The sequence below is a fragment of the Janthinobacterium sp. J1-1 genome, from assembly GCF_030944405.1.
Taxonomy (GTDB): Bacteria; Pseudomonadota; Gammaproteobacteria; order Burkholderiales; family Burkholderiaceae_D; genus Janthinobacterium.
On sequence record NZ_CP132339.1, the window covers coordinates 2,445,311 to 2,461,475 of the forward strand.

The window sequence follows — 16,165 nt, forward strand, 5'->3', positions numbered from 1 at the left end:
GCCGCGCCAGCCGGGACGGCGGCCGGCCGCTTGCGCTATCATGGCGGCCATGACCGATACCACTGCCCCCACCCTGTACGAGACCATCGGCGGCGCGCCCGTGCTGCGCCAGATGGTCGACCGCTTTTATGACCTGATGGAGCTCGAGCCCGAGTTTGCCGGCATCCGCACCATGCATCCGCCGTCGACCGAAGGCTCGCGCGACAAGCTGTATTTCTTCCTGACGGGATGGATGGGCGGGCCGGACCTGTATATCGAACAGTTCGGCCATCCACGGCTGCGCGCGCGCCATTTGCCGTACGCCATCGGCACCAGCGAGCGCGACCAGTGGTTGCGCGCCATGGCCTGGGCCATGGAAGACACCGGCATCGAAGAATCCCTGCGCGTGCGGCTGATGGAATCGTTCTACCAGACCGCCGACTGGATGCGCAACAAGCCCGACTGATCCCATGACCTCGCTCGAATTCTATGTGCTGCTGGGCGCCGTCGCGGCCGTCATCGTGTTGCTGGTGCTGCTGCTGTTGCGGCCCCGTCCTGGGGCCGGCACCGATGGCGCCACCACCCTGGCGCTGGTGCAGCAGCACCAGGCGCAAAGCCTGGAACGCATCGACCGGGTCGAACGCGAAGTGCGGCTGCAGCTGCAGGCGTCGGCGCAGGCGACGCGGCAGGACCTGGCGGCCGGCCTGGCGCAATTCCAGGCCGCCACCCTGCAGCAGCTCGACAGCCTGCGCACGCAGATACAGGCGCAAGGCAAGGTCGGACGCGAAGAACAGGCGCAAAGCCTGGCGCGCTTTGCCGACAGCACCAACCAGACCCTGGCCCAGCTGACCGAATCGAACGCCCAGCGCATGCTGGAAGTGCGCGCCACGCTGGAAAGCAAGATCCGCGATCTGCAGATGGACAATGGCGCGCGCCTGGAGGAAATGCGCAAGACGGTCGATGAAAAGCTGCACGCCACCCTGGAGACGCGCCTGTCCGCCTCGTTCCAGCAAGTGTCGGAACGGCTGGAAAAAGTCCACCAGGGCCTTGGCGAGATGCAGCAGCTGGCGCTGGGCGTGGGTGACTTGAAGCGGGTGCTGACCAACGTCAAGACGCGCGGCACCTGGGGCGAAGTACAGCTGGAAATGCTGCTGGAGCAAGTGCTCACCGTCGATCAGTATGCGAAAAACGTGGAAACCGTGCCGGGCAGCGGCGCCAGGGTCGAGTTCGCCCTGAAACTGCCGGGCCTGGTCGATGGCGGACCGCCCGTGTGGATGCCGATCGATGCGAAGTTTCCGAAAGAGCAATATGAACGGCTGGTCGAGTCGGCGGAACGGGCCGATGCCGAGGGCGTGGCGCTGGCCGGGCGCGAACTGGAACGGGCCGTGCGCGGCGAGGCAAAAACCATCGCCGACAAATACCTTCTGCCGCCGCAAACCACCGATTTCGCCATCCTGTTCCTGCCGACCGAAGGCCTGTACGCCGAAGTGATGCGCCGGCCGGGGCTGGCCGACGACCTGCAGCGCGTGCACCGGGTCAGCATCGCCGGGCCGTCGACCCTGACCGCCTTGCTCAACAGCCTGCAGATGGGCTTCCGGACGCTGGCGCTGGAAAAGCGCTCGTCCGAAGTGTGGCAGGTGCTGGGTGCCGTCAAGACGGAATTCGGCAAGTTCGGCGAGGTGCTGTCGCAAACCCGTTTGACCCTGGAAAAAGCGGCCAGGAATATCGAAAGCGCCGAAGTGCGCAGCCGGCAGATGGCGCGCAAGCTCAAATCGGTGGAAGCCCTGCCCGGCGACACGGCGGCCCTGCTGCTGGGTGCGGCCGGCGAGGCGGCCGAAGGCGAGTAGGCTTTACTGTCGCTTGCGGCGCCGCGCGCCATGGGCGATGCAAGCTAGGCCGGCCAGCAGCATGGCCCAGGTCTGCGGTTCGGGCACGGCCGGCAGGATATTCGGCTCGACCGGCAAGGTCGGCACAATCGACTGAGGCTGGATATAGCCCGGGCCACCGCTGATGCGCGACACACCGCCGCCACCACCGGACGGGATCGGCGTATTGCTGGCGAAGCGCACCGACTCATCGTGCACGAACGGTGTATACCTGGCCACCGGTGGCAGCGCATCGCCGATCGACACGCCACCGCGCAAGGCGTCGGGATTGTCCCACATGGGCGGGCCTTCCTCGGGGCCGCCGATGGTGACGACGCCCGAGCGCGCCGCGCCACCCGCACCGGCGGGAGCACCGGCGCCACCCACGCCACCGGCGCTGCCGCCGCGTGGCGCGCCGCTGCCCGCTGGAGAGATGCGGCTGACATTGCGGCAAATGGTCGGCACCAGGATGCATTCCCCCTGCACGCAGTAGACCAGGCCGCGCTCTTCCATCTTGTCGCTCCAGCCCGCGCGCGTGACATTGCGGCAGACGCGGCCCTGGCCGAAGTGCATCTCGGTGATGCGCGCATCGTAATACTGCTTGCCGCGGATGGTATCGCGGCTGATCACGACGATCTCATCGTACTGGCGCGCGCGCATGCGCTGCTTCAATTGTTCGCGCACCGCCGGCGCGATATCGGTATAGCGGTCGACGGCGGCCACCACGTCGCCCATGAAGGGGTCGGCGCCGGGGCGGTCCCAGCTGCAGTCTTCCACGTCGCCGCGCAGCTTGCCTTTGGCCTGCGCATCGGCGGGCGTGCCCGCGAGAAATAGCACGCCGAACATCAACCAGGCGCCCAGCAGCCAGGCGCGATGGAGAGCCGCAATCGAAGGTGCTGTCAGTTTCTTGTACGAAATCATGTCAAATAAACCTTTCCGATGAAAATTGATGTTATCAGCGGAGAAATTTAAATGATGGTAAATAAATATAATAATTACAATTATTATTGTAATTATTTACATTAATGTGCGATAGCGTACGGCCGTGCATCAGCCCGCCATCTGGAAGCGCAAGTAATTGTTTTTGTTGGGAAATTAATCCTGCGCGCGATGGCGCGCAGGACGCAGGAACGTGCGCTGGCTAGACCAGGCCGTGAAACAGCACGATGTCGACCAGCTCGCCTGCAGCCACATGGCCTTGCCGTGCATGCAGCACGATCATGCAGTTGGCCTGGGTCATCGAACTCAGCATGCCCGAGCCTTGCGCGCCCGTCACGCGCACCTGCTGGCGGCCGCTGGTGTCGCGCTCGACGATGCCGCGCTGGTACTCGGTGCGGCCGCGTTTCTTGCGGATCGCCGCCTGCGCCGGCACGCTGACCAATGGCAAGGCTTCGGCGCTGGCACCCATCATGCGCAGCAGGGTGGGGCGGGCCAGGAAATAAAAGGTCGCCATGACGGCCACCGGATTGCCGGGCAGCCCCAGCAGCAGGGCCGAATGGCCATCGGCATGGATTGTGCCGAAGGCCATCGGCCGGCCCGGGCGCATGTTGATTTGCCAGAAGGCCACCTTGCCCAGGCGTGCCAGGATGGCGCGCGTATGGTCGGCCGCGCCGCTCGATACGCCGCCCGAGGTGATAATGACATCGGCGTTGGCGCAGGCGCCGCGCAGGGCCGCTTCCAGCGCATCGGGCTGGTCCTGCACGCTGCCCATGTCGAGCGGTTCGCAGCCCAGACGCTCCAGCATCCCCAGCAGGGTATAGCGGTTGCTGTCGTAGATGCTGCCGGCCGCCAGCGGCTCGCCCGGCTGGCGCAATTCGTCGCCGGTGGAGAAAAACGCCACCCGCAGCCGCCGCCGTACCGGTACTTCTGCAATTCCCAGCGACGCCAGCAGCCCAAGTTCGGCCGGCCCCAGGCGCTTGCCTTGCAGCAGTGCCGGCTGGCCCTGCATCAGGTCTTCGCCCTTGAAGCGGCGGTTGTCGCCCGGCTGGATCGCATCGGGGCGCACGGTGATTTGCTGCTCGTTGGCCTGCAGCACCAGTTCCTGCGGCACCACGCTGTCGCAGCCGGGCGGCATCACGGCGCCCGTCATGATGCGCGCGCATTGGCCCGCCAGAATCGCCACCGTGCCCGGCCGTCCGGCCAGGATGGTGTCGACCACCGCCAGGGTCACGGGCGCGTCGCCCGCCAGGTCGGCGCCATGCAGGGCGTAGCCATCCATGGCGGAATTGTCGTGCGCGGGCACGCTGATCGGCGAGATGATGTCGGTCGCCAGGATGCGCTCCAGCGCCTGCGCCAGCGGCAGGTTTTCCGTTTCCGCGATGGGCGTGGCGCTGGCGGCCAGCAGCGCTTGCGCCATGTCGACCGACATGCCGCCGGCCTCCAGGCTGGCCAGCTCGTCGGGGGTATTGAGATTGCGAAACGCGTCCGCCTCATCGAACAGCACTTCGGCCAGCTTCAGGTTGCCATGCCAGGCGCCGACCCGGCGCTCGCCGCTGGCCAGGCAGGCATCGAGCTGGGGCAGGGCGGCAACCTTGACCAGGCAAAACACGGGATGGCGGCGGCGCTGCGGCGCACCGCCGTTGCTATCAGGCTCTTCGGTGACGGCGATCGCCAGGTCGGCGTCCTGCGCCAGCAAGGCGGCCGCCAGCCGGCTGGCCAGGTCCGGTGGCAGCAGCGGCGAGTCGCATGGCACGGTCAGCAGATAGGGCGTGCCGGCGCGGCGCAGCCCGCTTTGCAAGCCGGCCAGCGGGCCGCAGTGGCCACCCAGGTCGTCGGGCCAGATGGGCAGGCCGAAGCCGGTGTAATGTTCATGGTGATCATTGACATTGAAGGCCAGCGGCCCGACCTGCGGCGCTAGGCGCTGCAGCACGTGCTGCGCCAGCGGCTGGCCGTGCAGCGGCAGCATGCCCTTGTCCTGTTGACCCATGCGCGTGCCCAGGCCGCCGGCCAGTATCAGGCCGGTAATATCTTGTTTCGCTATCATGCGGATGCTTGCGGTGGTGATGCCAGACGCCATGGTAGCAGCGGCCATGGCCGGCCGGCGCAAATCAGCCGCCGATATACGACATTTCCACTTTCTTTTTGCCTGGCTCAAGTGCCTGGCCCGCCAGGCTGGTCTGGCTGGTGCGCAGTTCCGAATAGCGGTCGCCGCGGCCGCGCCACAGTTGCGCCACGGCGCTGGAGATTTCCTCGTCGCTGCGGCCATCGCGCAGCAGGGCGCGCAGGTCGTGGCCGCCGCTGGCAAACAAGCAGGTATACAGCTTGCCTTCGGTCGACAGGCGGGCCCGGCTGCAGTCCGAGCAGAACGCCTGCGTGACACTGGAAATCAGGCCGATCTCGCCGCCGCCATCCAGGTAGCGCCAGCGCGAGGCCGTCTCGCCCGTGTAGTTCGGGTCGACCGGCGCCAGGGGCATGTGCTGGCCGATGCGGCGCGCTACCTCGGCCGACGGAATCACCTCTTTCAAGTCCCAGCCGTTCGAGGCGCCGACATCCATGTATTCGATAAAGCGCAGGATGTACGGCGTATCCTTGAAGTGGCGCGCCATCGGCACGATTTCCTGGTCGTTCATGCCGGCCTTGACCACCATATTGACCTTGATCGGCCCCAGGCCCACCTGATGCGCCACATCGATGCCATGCAGCACGTCGGCCACCGCGAAATCGACATCGTTCATGCGCTTGAAGGTGGCGTCGTCGAGCGAGTCGAGCGACACGGTGACCCGGTTCAGGCCCGCATCCTTCAGCGATTGCGCCTTCTTGGCCAGCAGCGAGCCATTGGTGGTCAGGGTCAGGTCCAGCGCCCGGCCCGAAGGCGTGCGCAGTGCGGCCAGCATGCCGACCAGCCGTTCGATGTTCTTGCGCAGCAGCGGCTCGCCACCCGTCAGGCGGATCTTTTCCACGCCGTGGGCGACGAACAGGCGCGCGAGGCGCGTGATTTCCTCGAACGACAACAAGGCCGTGTGCGGCAGGTAGGCGTGGTTCTTGTCGAACACATCTTTTGGCATGCAATACACGCAACGAAAATTGCAGCGGTCGGTAATCGAGATGCGCAGGTCGTGCAGGGGCCGGCCCAGGCGGTCGGCCACGCTGCCGGTGGGCTGCTCCAGCCGCCGCGGTACGGCCACGGCGCCATTGCGCGCTTCGGCCAGGTAGATAATCTTGTCAAGCATGAATGTATTGCAACTGCCTAAAGTCGTTCAAGGCAGATACGATAGCACGAGGCCGAAGATGGCACAGGCGAGCAGCAATTTGATGGTGCCAATCTGATATCGGATCAGCGCCACACTGGCCGCCACCGCGATGCCAATGGCCAGCCAGTCCCAGTGCGGCAGCGCTTGCTCCAGCCTGAACACATGGTGGCCGAAGAATAGCGCCAGGCTGGCAATGACGCCCACCACGGCCGCCGAGACGGCGTTCAACGGGGCGTCGAGGTGCAGATTGCCGCGCGTCGCTTCCACCAGCGGCGCGCCGGCCAGGATAAAAATGAACGAGGGTAAAAAGGTGAACCAGGCCGTGACCAGCGCGCCGCACACGCCCGCCAGCCAAAGTTGATCACCGAACACGGCCTGGCCCCAGGCGCCGACGAAGCCGATAAAGGCGACGATCATGATCAGGGGGCCGGGCGTGGTTTCGCCGAGCGCCAGGCCGTCCATCATCTGCGCGCTGCCGAGCCAGTGGTAATGCTCGACGGCGCCCTGGTGCAGATACGGCAGCACGGCGTAGGCGCCGCCGAACGTCAGCAGGGCGGCCTTGCTGAAAAACACGGCCATCTGCGCCAGCGGCTGTTCGCGCCCGCCCAGCCAGGCCAGCAGCAGCCAGCCCAGCACCACCAGAGATACCCCCAATAGTGACGTCAGCAACAGGCGAGCCCAGACCAGGCGCGCGTGCGACGGCGTCGGGGTGTCGTCATCGATCAGCGCAGGTCCATGGCGGTTGGCGCCGCCCTGGCTGGGGTTGCTGTTATGGAATTGTGCTGGCAACAGATAGCCGCCGGCAGCACCGAGCACGGCCGCGCACAGCACGATCAAGGGAAACGGCAGCTGGAAGACGGCCAGCGCCAGCAGGGCCAGCAAGGCGACCAGCCGCAGGCCGGGTGTGCGCAAGGTGCGCCGGCCCAGGCGCCAGGCGGCCGCCAGCACCAGCGCGACGACGGCCGGCTTGACGCCGTACAGCACGCCGGCGATCGCGCCGACATGGCCATACGCCATATAGATCCACGACAAGATGATCATCAGCAGCAGCGACGGCAGCAAGAACAGCAGGCCGGCGATGATGCCGCCACGCGTGCGGTGCAGCAGCCAGCCGATATAGATGGCCAGCTGGGTCGCTTCGGGCCCCGGCAACAGCATGCAATAGTTGAGCGCATGCAGGAAGCGCTGCTCGGAAATCCAGCGCCGTTTTTCCACCAGTTCGGCATGCATCATGGCGATCTGCCCGGCCGGGCCGCCAAAGCTGATGCAGCCCAGCTTGAGCCAGTACCAGAAGGCGCTGCGCAGGCTGACCGGGGCGGGGGGGGTATCGATGTGCATGGCGGGCGAAAGTGGGGACGTAAAAAAAGGGGAAGCCTGAGCTTCCCCTTTCATCGTGTGCGGCTGGGCGGACCCGGCGCGCTTATGGACGCTGCGTGTTGACCTGGATCAACGGCTCATCCGACTGCGGCGGCAATGGCTTGCGTTCGCGCGGCTTGCGTACCGGTGCGACCGCCTTGGCGGCCGCTTCCTGCGCCAGGCGCAGTTTTTCCGGGTCGGTGGCGGCCAGGGTCAGGCCGGCCGAACCGAGCACGGCGTTCAGGTCCAGCGGGGCCGCGACGGCGGCCGGCGCGGTGTCAACCGGCGCCGGCGCCGGTGCCGGGGCAGGAGCAGCAACAGGAGCGGCAACTTCCGCCACTTCCGCTACCGGCTCGACGACAGGCGCAGCCACCGGTGCCGGTGCTTCCGCAACCGGCTCGGCCGCTGGTTCCGGTTCCGCTGCAGGAGCAGGCTCGGCAGCCACTTCCACGGCGGCCGGTGCTTCGACCGGCGCTGGCGCCGCTGCTTCCACCGCTTTTTCGGCAAAGCTGTACTCGGCCGCTGGCACCGGTTCCGCTTCGGCTGGCACAGCTTGCGCTGCGGCAACGACGGCTTCCACCGGTGCTGCCGGCACGATCACTTCGGCTGGTGCTGGCGCTGGCGCTGGTTCTGCGGCGGCAGGCGCTTCTTCAACCGCAGCTTCCGGCGCAGTATCGGCAACCGCCACCACTTCCGTCACTGCCACTACCTTGGCAACTTCCACCACTTCCACCACCACGGCATCGGCCTGCGGCACTGGCGTGGCGCTCACTTCCACCAACGCGGCGGTGGTGACGATGGCCAGTGCAGGCGCCACGTCATCGGCCGGGGCCACGGTAAAGCTGACGGCAGGGGCTTCCTGGCCATCGTTCTCGCCGTTTGCCGATTCGATCAGCTCGCCCGTTTCGCGGTCGCGGCGGTTGCGGTTGCGGCCACCACGACGGCGGCGGCGGCGCGGTTCTTCGCCTTCACCTTCGACATCCGTTTCCTCGCCTTCAGGGCCGGCATTCGCCGATACCTTGTCCAGGCTGGCTGGCGCTGGCGCGTCGGTGGCCGGACCGTTGGCTGGCACGATCACATTGACCGGCGTGGCGATCACGCCCACGGCGGCCAGCTCATCGGCCTTGAACTCGGCCTTGGTGTCTGGCTTGAACTCGGCTTTCACTTCGGTAGCGGCCGGCTTGTCGGCGCGTGGTTCGCGCGCTTCACGCGGCTGGCGTGGCGGACGTTCGGCACGGTCAGGACGCTCGGCGCGTTCAGGACGCTCGCCCCGTTCCGCGCGTTCGCGTGGCGCCGGCGCCGTCAGGTCGCCTTCACGCGGTTCGCGTGGCGGACGCGGCGGACGTGGTGGACGCACGGCTTTTTCCAGTGCTTCGGCTTCTTTCGCCGCATCGTCCTGGGCTGGACGGCCCTGGCCCGGTTCGCGCTCTTCGCGGCCCGGCTTGCCGTTGCGGCCACGGCCACGCGGGCCACGGCTGTTGCGGTCGCCACGATCGGGCGTGCCGGCCGGTTTTACCGGTGCGACAGGCGCGGGGGCCGCCACGACAGGGGCTTGCGGGCCATTGAAGAAGCTGATGACCTTGGCCCAGAAGCCTTGCGGCGCAGGCGGCGTGACGACCGGGGCCGGCTTGACTTCCACCGGCTTGCGCTCGACCATCGGTGCCGGCTGGTCAGGGGTAATCGTCTTGACGACGGCTTCCTGGCGCGGCTTGGCTTCTTCCTTCTGGCGCTTGCTGTAGGCCATGTCGGTTTCGGCGCTTTCGGCCAGGTTGTAGCTGGCCTGGCTGTCTTCCAGACGTGGATCGTCGTGCTTGATGCGTTCCAGCTTGTAGTGCGGCGTTTCCAGATGCTTGTTCGGGATCAGGATCACGGCGATGCGGTGGCGGTTCTCGATCTTCAGCACTTCGCCGCGCTTTTCGTTCAGCAAAAAGGCGCCGACGTCGACGGGTACCTGCACGTGGATGGTGGCCGAATTTTCCTTCATCGCCTCTTCCTGGATGATGCGCAGCACCTGCAGGGCGGACGATTCGGTATCGCGGATGTGGCCGGTACCCGAGCAGCGCGGGCAGGTCACGTGCGAACCTTCGGACAGCGAAGGGCGCAGGCGCTGGCGCGACAGTTCCATCAGGCCGAAGCGGGAAATCTTGCCCATCTGAACACGGGCGCGGTCATGGTGCAGCGCATCCTTGAGGCGCTGTTCCACTTCGCGCTGGTTCTTCGCCACTTCCATGTCGATGAAGTCGATCACGATCAGGCCGCCCAGGTCGCGCAGGCGCAGCTGGCGGGCCACTTCTTCGGCCGCTTCGCAGTTGGTGTTGAAGGCGGTCGTTTCGATGTCCGAGCCGCGCGTGGCGCGCGCCGAGTTGACGTCGACCGAGACCAGCGCTTCGGTGTGGTCGATCACGATGGCGCCGCCCGATGGCAGCGGCACCGTGCGGCTGTAGGCCGTTTCGATCTGGTGTTCGATCTGGAAGCGCGAAAACAGTGGCACGTCGTCGCTGTAGCGCTTGACGCGGTGCACCATGTCGGGCATCACGTGGCTCATGAACTGGTGCGCCTGGTCGTAGATCTCGTCGGTATCGATCAGGATCTCGCCAATGTCCGGCTGGAAGTAGTCGCGGATGGCGCGGATCACCAGGGACGATTCCTGGTAGATCAGGAAGGCGCCGTTGGCCGACTTGCCGGCGCCTTCGATGGCGCGCCACAGTTGCATCAGGTAATTCAAGTCCCACTGCAGTTCATCGACATTGCGGCCGATGCCGGCGGTGCGGGCAATCACGGACATGCCAGCTGGCAGGTCCAGTTTATCCATGGTTTCGCGCAATTCCTGGCGCTCTTCACCTTCCACGCGGCGCGACACACCACCACCGCGCGGGTTGTTCGGCATCAGCACCAGGTAGCGGCCGGCCAGCGAGACGAACGAGGTCAGGGCCGCGCCCTTGTTGCCGCGTTCTTCTTTTTCGACCTGGACCATGATTTCCTGGCCCTCGCGCAGCGCTTCCTTGACGGAGGCGGTACGCACGTCGACGCCTTCGCGGAAGTAAGTGCGGGCAACTTCCTTGAAGGGCAGGAAGCCGTGGCGGTCTTCGCCATAGCTGACGAAGCACGCTTCGAGCGAAGGCTCGATGCGCGTGATCACGCCCTTGTAGATGTTGGATTTGCGCTGTTCGCGCCCGGCTGTCTCGATATCGATGTCGATCAGTTTTTGTCCGTCGACAATCGCTACGCGCAGTTCTTCTTGCTGCGTGGCATTAAACAACATGCGTTTCATTTTTATAACTCCGCGACCCGTAGGCCATCTCAAAGCCGCTTCCTGGGAAGCGGCGAAAGTACAGGGATATACGCGAGAACGGGAGTGTTGGCGGGGGGGAATGCCCAAGCGTGCGGAGCAACAACGTAGATACGTTACGGCCGCAACAGGCGCGGTGATGTCGATCGACATGCCGAGTGACATGACACCTGTACTCATCTGATGCAGCCCGAAATCGCGGGAGCAGAGAATGCAGGCGGTCAGCAAATTCAGAGCCAAAGCGTAAGCCGGCTCACCTACTGGAATCGCGATGGCGAGGCTTGGCCTCAGCCTATTCATCGACAACCCTCAATAGTGTGGCTTCATACGGGGTTTGGCGAAAACGGCAAGCGTTATCAACTTCATCAACCCGCGAGCCCGACTCGATAAGTCGCGCTAACGGGTACTTATCCTTTTAATCCAGATCACTCTCTTCAGCATCCCCGCGCTTATCCGATTACAACTACGGTGCAACCTTGATGGGCGCGAGGGTGGTGCGTATACGTTTTTTTCCACCGAATTTGCAATTTGGCGAGGCCGGTGGAGACGCCCCTGTGTAAAATGTGCTTTTATTCTTACACCAGCAGCAGCCAGGGCCGCAGCAAAAACAATTATATATTCAAAATGAAGGACTTAGAGAGATTTCTGGGAAGACATAGTAAATGAAGAGTCAAAATGATGTTGTTCCCCCTTCAACACCCCCGGTTCAGCCGCAAGCCCAATTCGTTACCATCGCCGAAGAAGAAGCTGGCCAGCGTATTGATAACTACTTGTTAAGAGTATGCAAGGGAGTGCCTAAAAGCCACATCTACCGCATCTTGCGTTCGGGAGAAGTGCGGGTCAACAAAGGCCGTATCGACCAGCTGTACCGGCTGGCCGAAGGCGACGTGGTACGGATTCCACCGGTGCGCGTGGCCGAAAAAGCGCCGACCGGCGCGCCGGCCGCCGAGTTCAAGATCATCTTCGAAGATGCGCAGCTGCTGGTGATCGACAAGCCGGCCGGCGTCGCCGTGCATGGCGGTTCGGGCGTGTCGTTCGGCGTGATCGAGCAATTGCGCGCCTCGCGCCCGGACGCCAAGTTCCTGGAACTGGTGCACCGCCTGGACCGCGACACGTCCGGCTTGCTGTTGCTGGCGAAAAAGCGTTCCGCGCTGACCAACCTGCACGAGCAGATGCGCGACGGCGTCACCGACAAGCGCTACCTGGTGCTGGTGGCGGGCGACTGGAAGAACGCGCGCCAGCATATCAAGCTGCCGCTGCACAAATATACGACGGCCGAGGGCGAGCGCCGGGTGGCGGTGCAGGCCGATGGCCTGGCGTCGCACACGGTGTTTTCGTTGTTGCATAAATATAACAACTTCGCCTTGCTGGAAGCCGAACTGAAAACCGGCCGCACCCACCAGATCCGCGTTCATCTGTCTTCGTCGGGCTTCCCCATTGCCGGTGATGACAAATACGGCGATTTCGCCCTCAACCGCGCGCTGTTGAAAGCCGACGCCACGCGCGGCGCCCTGAAGCGCATGTTCCTGCACGCGCACCAGATTACCTTCGTGCATCCGGAAACCGGCAAGACGATGACCCTCAATGCACCGTTGGCCGCCGAGTGCGAGCGTTTCTTGGTAAGCTTGGGCAAACCACTCGCCGTTGCCACGCGTTAAGGATATCCGGCACGTTCGGTACCGTGGGACTACTCACAAGGTAGTCAGCGGTCAACTTTTACCACTCAAGGAGCCGGCGGCTGGAACGTCGGGAAACATGGCAAGAAAGCAATTTGATCTGATCGTCTTCGATTGGGACGGTACCCTGATGGACAGCACTTCGACCATCGTCCGCTGCATCCAGGCGGCGGCCAAGGACTTGCACTTGCCGGTGCCGACCGATCTGCTGGCCTCGCACGTGATCGGGCTGGGCTTGCAGGAAGCGATGCAAGTGGTGATGCCGGACGTCGAGGCCAAACACCATGCGCGCATGGTCGAACGCTACCGTTATCATTATCTGTCGCGCGACCATGAGCTGGTGCTGTTCGACGGGGTGCAGGACATGCTGCTCGACCTGTCGCAAAACGGCTATTTCCTGGCCGTTGCCACCGGCAAGAGCCGTGTCGGCCTGAACCGCGCCCTGAACGCCGTCAAGCTGCTGTCGCTGTTCGACGCCACGCGTTGCGCCGACGAAACCTTTTCCAAGCCCCATCCGGCCATGCTGCAGGAACTGACGCGCGAACTGGGCCAGGACATGCGCCGCACCGTGATGATCGGCGATACCAGCCACGATCTGCTGATGGCCAGCAATGCGGGCGCGGCCGGCATCGCGGTCGAATACGGCGCCCATCCCGTGTCGCAGTTGCAGGAATGCAAATCTGTGTATTCGGCCGCGAATGTGGCGCAGTTGCATCAATGGCTGAGCGAGCACGCGTGATGGCTGGCGTGCAAGACATCCTGATCTGCGCCGCCGACGCCGTCGCCGAAGGCGGCAAGGGCGTGCGCTTTCCCGTGCTGGCCGGCGGCGAGGCGACCACCGGTTTTGTCGTGCGCTACGACGGCAAGCCGTATGGCTATCTGAACCGCTGCGCCCATGTGCCGATCGAGCTGGACTGGGCCGAAGGCGAGTTTTTCGAATCGAGCGGCCTGTATCTGATGTGTTCCACGCATGGCGCCATCTATGTGCCGGACAGCGGCTACTGTGCGGGCGGCCCGTGCAAGGGTGGTCGTTTGCGCCCGATCGCGGTCAGTGAGCGCGACGGGCAATTGTATTGGCAGCCTGATGAATATGTGATGCCGCGCGCGGCTTAGGCGCGCGGCTATTTGATAAAGTGAATCATGAGCGATAACATCAACGACAAACCGGCGCATACCCCCGCCGGCGCCGGCAACAGTCAATGGGAACGCACGGTGCTGGAAAAGCTCGTGTTCGCCACCGTGCAGGAGCAGCGCGCGCACCGGCGCTGGAGCATCTTCTTCAAGATCTTCAGCCTGCTGATCGTGCTGATCGTGCTGTTCGCGCTGTGGGTATTTTATGATTACAACAATATGGGCGACACGGAAACCCTGGGCCGGCATACGGCGCTGATCGATATCAGCGGCGAGATCGAGTCCGAAGGCGCCGGCTCGGCCGCGGTCGTGATCCCGGCGCTGGACAAGGCGTTTTCGGACAGCGGCTCGGTGGCGGTGGTGCTGCACATTAACAGCCCCGGCGGCAGTCCGGTCCAGGCCGGCATGATCGTCGATGAGATCCTGCGCTTGCGCAAAGGCTATCCCGACAAGCCGCTGTATGTGGTGGTCGACGAAATGTGCGCCTCGGGCGGCTATTACATCGCCTCCGCCGCCGACCGCATCTATGTCAACAAGGCCAGCGTGGTCGGTTCGATCGGCGTGCTGATGGATGGCTTCGGCTTTACGGGCACGATGGAAAAAGTCGGCGTCGAACGCCGTTTGCTGACGGCCGGCGAGAACAAGGGCTTCATGGACCCGTTCAGCCCGCTCAGCGACAAGCACAAGGCGCATGCGCAGGCCATGCTCAATGAAATCCACCAGCAATTCATCGCCGTGGTGCGCGCCGGGCGCGGCAAGCGCCTGAAAGAAACACCGGAAACCTTTTCCGGCCTGTTCTGGACCGGCGCGCGCGCCGTCGAGATGGGCCTGGCCGACGATTTCGGCACCGTCGACAGCGTGGCGCGCGATATCGTCAAGGCCGAAGACATCGTCGACTATACCCAGCATGAAGGCCTGCCGGAGCGGGTGCTGAAGAAATTTGGCGCCGCCATGGGCGCTGGCGCCATCAAGGCGGCCGTGCAGCAGGCCCAGCCGTCGCTGCGTTAGGCGTTGGCGAAAGAAGAATAGTTTTCAATATCGCGGTAATTAGCCTTGAAAATCTTGCTGTATGGGCTATATTGAAACAGTAGTTCTTCTCAAGGGAGGGTGATATACATCAACTATGTTGTCAGTGCGAACTTGATCCGTATGTCCTGGAACTACTTGCTGCATCGACGATGCGGTTTTGAGTGAATTTATATTCCTCACTAAAGTCCCGGCGGGACTTGGGAGCGGCGGCGCAATGCCGCCGTTTCCTTTTGTTCGATCGTTGGTGACGACCTTGATGCCTGCATGCGAGGCTGAGGCATGGCCAGGCAAAGATAATCAGGCGGTACAGTTACATTTATGGCAGTCCGCAGGCAGTATTTGCGCCTCGGCCTTGGCCCCCGCCTTGCCATCCGCAGCGTCATGTTCAGCGTCGGCCGGGCTGGCCGGCTTGGCCACTTCGGCTTCCGCACAGGCCTGGGCAAAACCGCCTTCGGCCAGCCAGCACAGGAAATGGCATTGCGCAGCAGCATGCCATGCGGCCTGGCTGGCCGCCATCGCCGGTGCAGAATCCGTTCCCTGATCGTGTTCGCGCTTGCCGCCCGCGCCGCCGCGCCAGCGCGCCACGTTCAATTGCACTTGATGCATGGCGCCCTGTTCGATGGCGATACGGGTGCGCATCTGCTCGATGCTGCCCTCCAGGGTAATGGTGTTGATGTGTTTCATAAGGCTGTCCTTCTCAGCTGGCTTGCCTTTATTCCTAAAGTTCATTAGGCGGATTCCTAATGAGGTTTCAGTCTAGCAATGCGATTTTCTTGCTGCTTGACATATCTCAAAGGAAATAACCGCCTGATCAAAAAACAGTCCTTGTACTTTGCGGTATCTGTGCGCGGGCCTCGTCTTCACGCCATGGTGCGCATCTGTTAAAGTCACGCCCATGAGTAAATTATCCCTAGACCGCATCCTGCAATCGCAGGGTTTCGGCACCCGCAAGTATTGCCGTTCCCTTATCGATGACGGCGAGGTCGTGATCGATGGCGTTGCCCAGACCAATTACCGCACCACAGTCGAGACCGACGGCCTGGTGCTGCACGTGTTCGACGAAGAGTGGGTTTATCGCCAGCACCTGTACCTGGCCTTGTATAAGCCGGCCAACTTCGAATGCTCGCGCAAACCCAGCCATCATCCTGGCGTATTGACCTTGCTGCCCGAGCAGTTCACCTGGCGCGAAGTGCAGCCGGTCGGCCGGCTCGACCACGATACCACCGGCATGCTGCTGATGTCCGACGATGGCCCGTTTATCCATGCACAATCGTCGCCGAAGCGCCATGTGCCGAAGATCTACCAGGCCACCACGCAAGAGCCCGTGACCGATGAACTGGTGGCGCTGCTGCTGGCCGGGGTGCAGCTGCATGACGAACCGGCGCCGCTGGCGGCGCTGGTCTGCGTCAAGCGCGGCGAGCACCAGCTGGAAATCGTGCTCGAGCAGGGCAAATACCACCAGGTCAAGCGCATGCTGGCCGCCGCCGGCAACCATTGCACGGCGCTGCACCGTTCCGCCATCGGCAGCCTGACGCTGGAGTCCCTGGGTATCGAAGAAGGCGAATGGTGCTACCTGACGCCGGAACAGATCGCCTTGCTGGCTTGATCTTATCCCACTAGCACGAAAGCCGGGTTATCCCGGCTTTTTCG

Annotated in this window: 13 protein-coding genes; 7 read left to right on the plus strand and 6 right to left on the minus strand. The window is 63.8% G+C overall.

Features of this window, described 5'->3' with window-relative positions; genetic code table 11:
• Positions 1 to 49 precede the first annotated feature (49 nt).
• Together Q8L25_RS11105 and rmuC are read left to right on the plus strand one after the other, a co-directional pair.
• Complete coding sequence (locus Q8L25_RS11105; RefSeq protein ID WP_308924874.1) at positions 50 to 445, plus strand: group II truncated hemoglobin; 396 nt, start codon at positions 50 to 52, stop codon at positions 443 to 445.
• A gap of 4 nt (positions 446 to 449) precedes the next feature.
• The gene (gene rmuC / locus Q8L25_RS11110; protein ID WP_308924875.1) at positions 450 to 1,826 is read left to right on the plus strand and encodes a DNA recombination protein RmuC; all 1,377 of its coding nucleotides are present in this window, start codon (positions 450 to 452) and stop codon (positions 1,824 to 1,826) included.
• Positions 1,827 to 1,829: 3 nt separating this feature from the next.
• On the opposite strand, the gene Q8L25_RS11115 is transcribed toward rmuC, so the two are convergent.
• The 5 genes from Q8L25_RS11115 to Q8L25_RS11135 form a co-directional block, all read right to left on the minus strand.
• Positions 1,830 to 2,765: an MHFG family PEP-CTERM protein gene (locus Q8L25_RS11115; protein WP_308924876.1), complete on the minus strand. Its 936-nt coding sequence runs from the start codon at positions 2,763 to 2,765 to the stop codon at positions 1,830 to 1,832.
• Between the two features lie 220 nt (positions 2,766 to 2,985).
• Complete coding sequence (gene glp / locus Q8L25_RS11120; RefSeq protein WP_308924877.1) at positions 2,986 to 4,827, minus strand: gephyrin-like molybdotransferase Glp; 1,842 nt, start codon at positions 4,825 to 4,827, stop codon at positions 2,986 to 2,988.
• Positions 4,828 to 4,891: 64 nt separating this feature from the next.
• The gene (moaA, locus tag Q8L25_RS11125) at positions 4,892 to 6,013 is read right to left on the minus strand and encodes a GTP 3',8-cyclase MoaA (protein WP_308924878.1); all 1,122 of its coding nucleotides are present in this window, start codon (positions 6,011 to 6,013) and stop codon (positions 4,892 to 4,894) included.
• A gap of 27 nt (positions 6,014 to 6,040) precedes the next feature.
• Positions 6,041 to 7,372, minus strand: a complete 1,332-nt coding sequence (gene chrA, locus Q8L25_RS11130; protein WP_308924879.1) for a chromate efflux transporter — start codon at positions 7,370 to 7,372, stop codon at positions 6,041 to 6,043.
• A gap of 82 nt (positions 7,373 to 7,454) precedes the next feature.
• The gene (locus Q8L25_RS11135; protein ID WP_308924880.1) at positions 7,455 to 10,661 is read right to left on the minus strand and encodes an Rne/Rng family ribonuclease; all 3,207 of its coding nucleotides are present in this window, start codon (positions 10,659 to 10,661) and stop codon (positions 7,455 to 7,457) included.
• 680 nt (positions 10,662 to 11,341) lie between these two features.
• Between Q8L25_RS11135 and Q8L25_RS11140 the strand changes: the two genes are divergently transcribed.
• The 4 genes from Q8L25_RS11140 (at position 11,342) to Q8L25_RS11155 (ending at position 14,494) form a co-directional block, all read left to right on the plus strand.
• Positions 11,342 to 12,337, plus strand: coding sequence for an RluA family pseudouridine synthase (locus tag Q8L25_RS11140; RefSeq protein WP_065306814.1), 996 nt, complete (start codon positions 11,342 to 11,344; stop codon positions 12,335 to 12,337).
• 97 nt (positions 12,338 to 12,434) lie between these two features.
• Complete coding sequence (locus tag Q8L25_RS11145) at positions 12,435 to 13,094, plus strand: HAD-IA family hydrolase (protein ID WP_308924881.1); 660 nt, start codon at positions 12,435 to 12,437, stop codon at positions 13,092 to 13,094.
• Entirely contained in the window at positions 13,073 to 13,468 is a 396-nt protein-coding gene (locus Q8L25_RS11150) for a Rieske (2Fe-2S) protein (RefSeq protein WP_374694260.1), read from the plus strand. Before Q8L25_RS11145 ends, Q8L25_RS11150 begins: the two co-directional genes overlap by 22 nt.
• 27 nt (positions 13,469 to 13,495) lie before the next feature.
• Positions 13,496 to 14,494 carry a S49 family peptidase gene (locus tag Q8L25_RS11155; protein ID WP_308924882.1) on the plus strand — a complete coding sequence of 333 codons (999 nt, stop codon included), beginning with the start codon at positions 13,496 to 13,498 and terminating at the stop codon, positions 14,492 to 14,494.
• Positions 14,495 to 14,812: 318 nt separating this feature from the next.
• Here Q8L25_RS11155 and Q8L25_RS11160 read toward each other — a convergent pair whose 3' ends face one another.
• Complete coding sequence (locus tag Q8L25_RS11160; RefSeq protein WP_308924883.1) at positions 14,813 to 15,199, minus strand: hypothetical protein; 387 nt, start codon at positions 15,197 to 15,199, stop codon at positions 14,813 to 14,815.
• A 211-nt stretch (positions 15,200 to 15,410) separates the two neighbouring features.
• Between Q8L25_RS11160 and Q8L25_RS11165 the strand changes: the two genes are divergently transcribed.
• Entirely contained in the window at positions 15,411 to 16,121 is a 711-nt protein-coding gene (locus Q8L25_RS11165) for a 16S rRNA pseudouridine(516) synthase (protein WP_308924884.1), read from the plus strand.
• Positions 16,122 to 16,165 lie beyond the last annotated feature (44 nt).

Coding starts and splice junctions, on each gene's coding strand:
- Q8L25_RS11105 (WP_308924874.1), top strand. CDS start 50: ATGACCGATACCACTGCCCCCACCCTGTACGAGACCATCGGCGGCGCG.
- rmuC (WP_308924875.1), top strand. CDS start 450: ATGACCTCGCTCGAATTCTATGTGCTGCTGGGCGCCGTCGCGGCCGTC.
- Q8L25_RS11115 (WP_308924876.1), bottom strand. CDS start 2,765: ATGATTTCGTACAAGAAACTGACAGCACCTTCGATTGCGGCTCTCCAT.
- glp (WP_308924877.1), bottom strand. CDS start 4,827: ATGATAGCGAAACAAGATATTACCGGCCTGATACTGGCCGGCGGCCTG.
- moaA (WP_308924878.1), bottom strand. CDS start 6,013: ATGCTTGACAAGATTATCTACCTGGCCGAAGCGCGCAATGGCGCCGTG.
- chrA (WP_308924879.1), bottom strand. CDS start 7,372: ATGCACATCGATACCCCCCCCGCCCCGGTCAGCCTGCGCAGCGCCTTC.
- Q8L25_RS11135 (WP_308924880.1), bottom strand. CDS start 10,661: ATGAAACGCATGTTGTTTAATGCCACGCAGCAAGAAGAACTGCGCGTA.
- Q8L25_RS11140 (WP_065306814.1), top strand. CDS start 11,342: ATGAAGAGTCAAAATGATGTTGTTCCCCCTTCAACACCCCCGGTTCAG.
- Q8L25_RS11145 (WP_308924881.1), top strand. CDS start 12,435: ATGGCAAGAAAGCAATTTGATCTGATCGTCTTCGATTGGGACGGTACC.
- Q8L25_RS11150 (WP_374694260.1), top strand. CDS start 13,073: ATGGCTGAGCGAGCACGCGTGATGGCTGGCGTGCAAGACATCCTGATC.
- Q8L25_RS11155 (WP_308924882.1), top strand. CDS start 13,496: ATGAGCGATAACATCAACGACAAACCGGCGCATACCCCCGCCGGCGCC.
- Q8L25_RS11160 (WP_308924883.1), bottom strand. CDS start 15,199: ATGAAACACATCAACACCATTACCCTGGAGGGCAGCATCGAGCAGATG.
- Q8L25_RS11165 (WP_308924884.1), top strand. CDS start 15,411: ATGAGTAAATTATCCCTAGACCGCATCCTGCAATCGCAGGGTTTCGGC.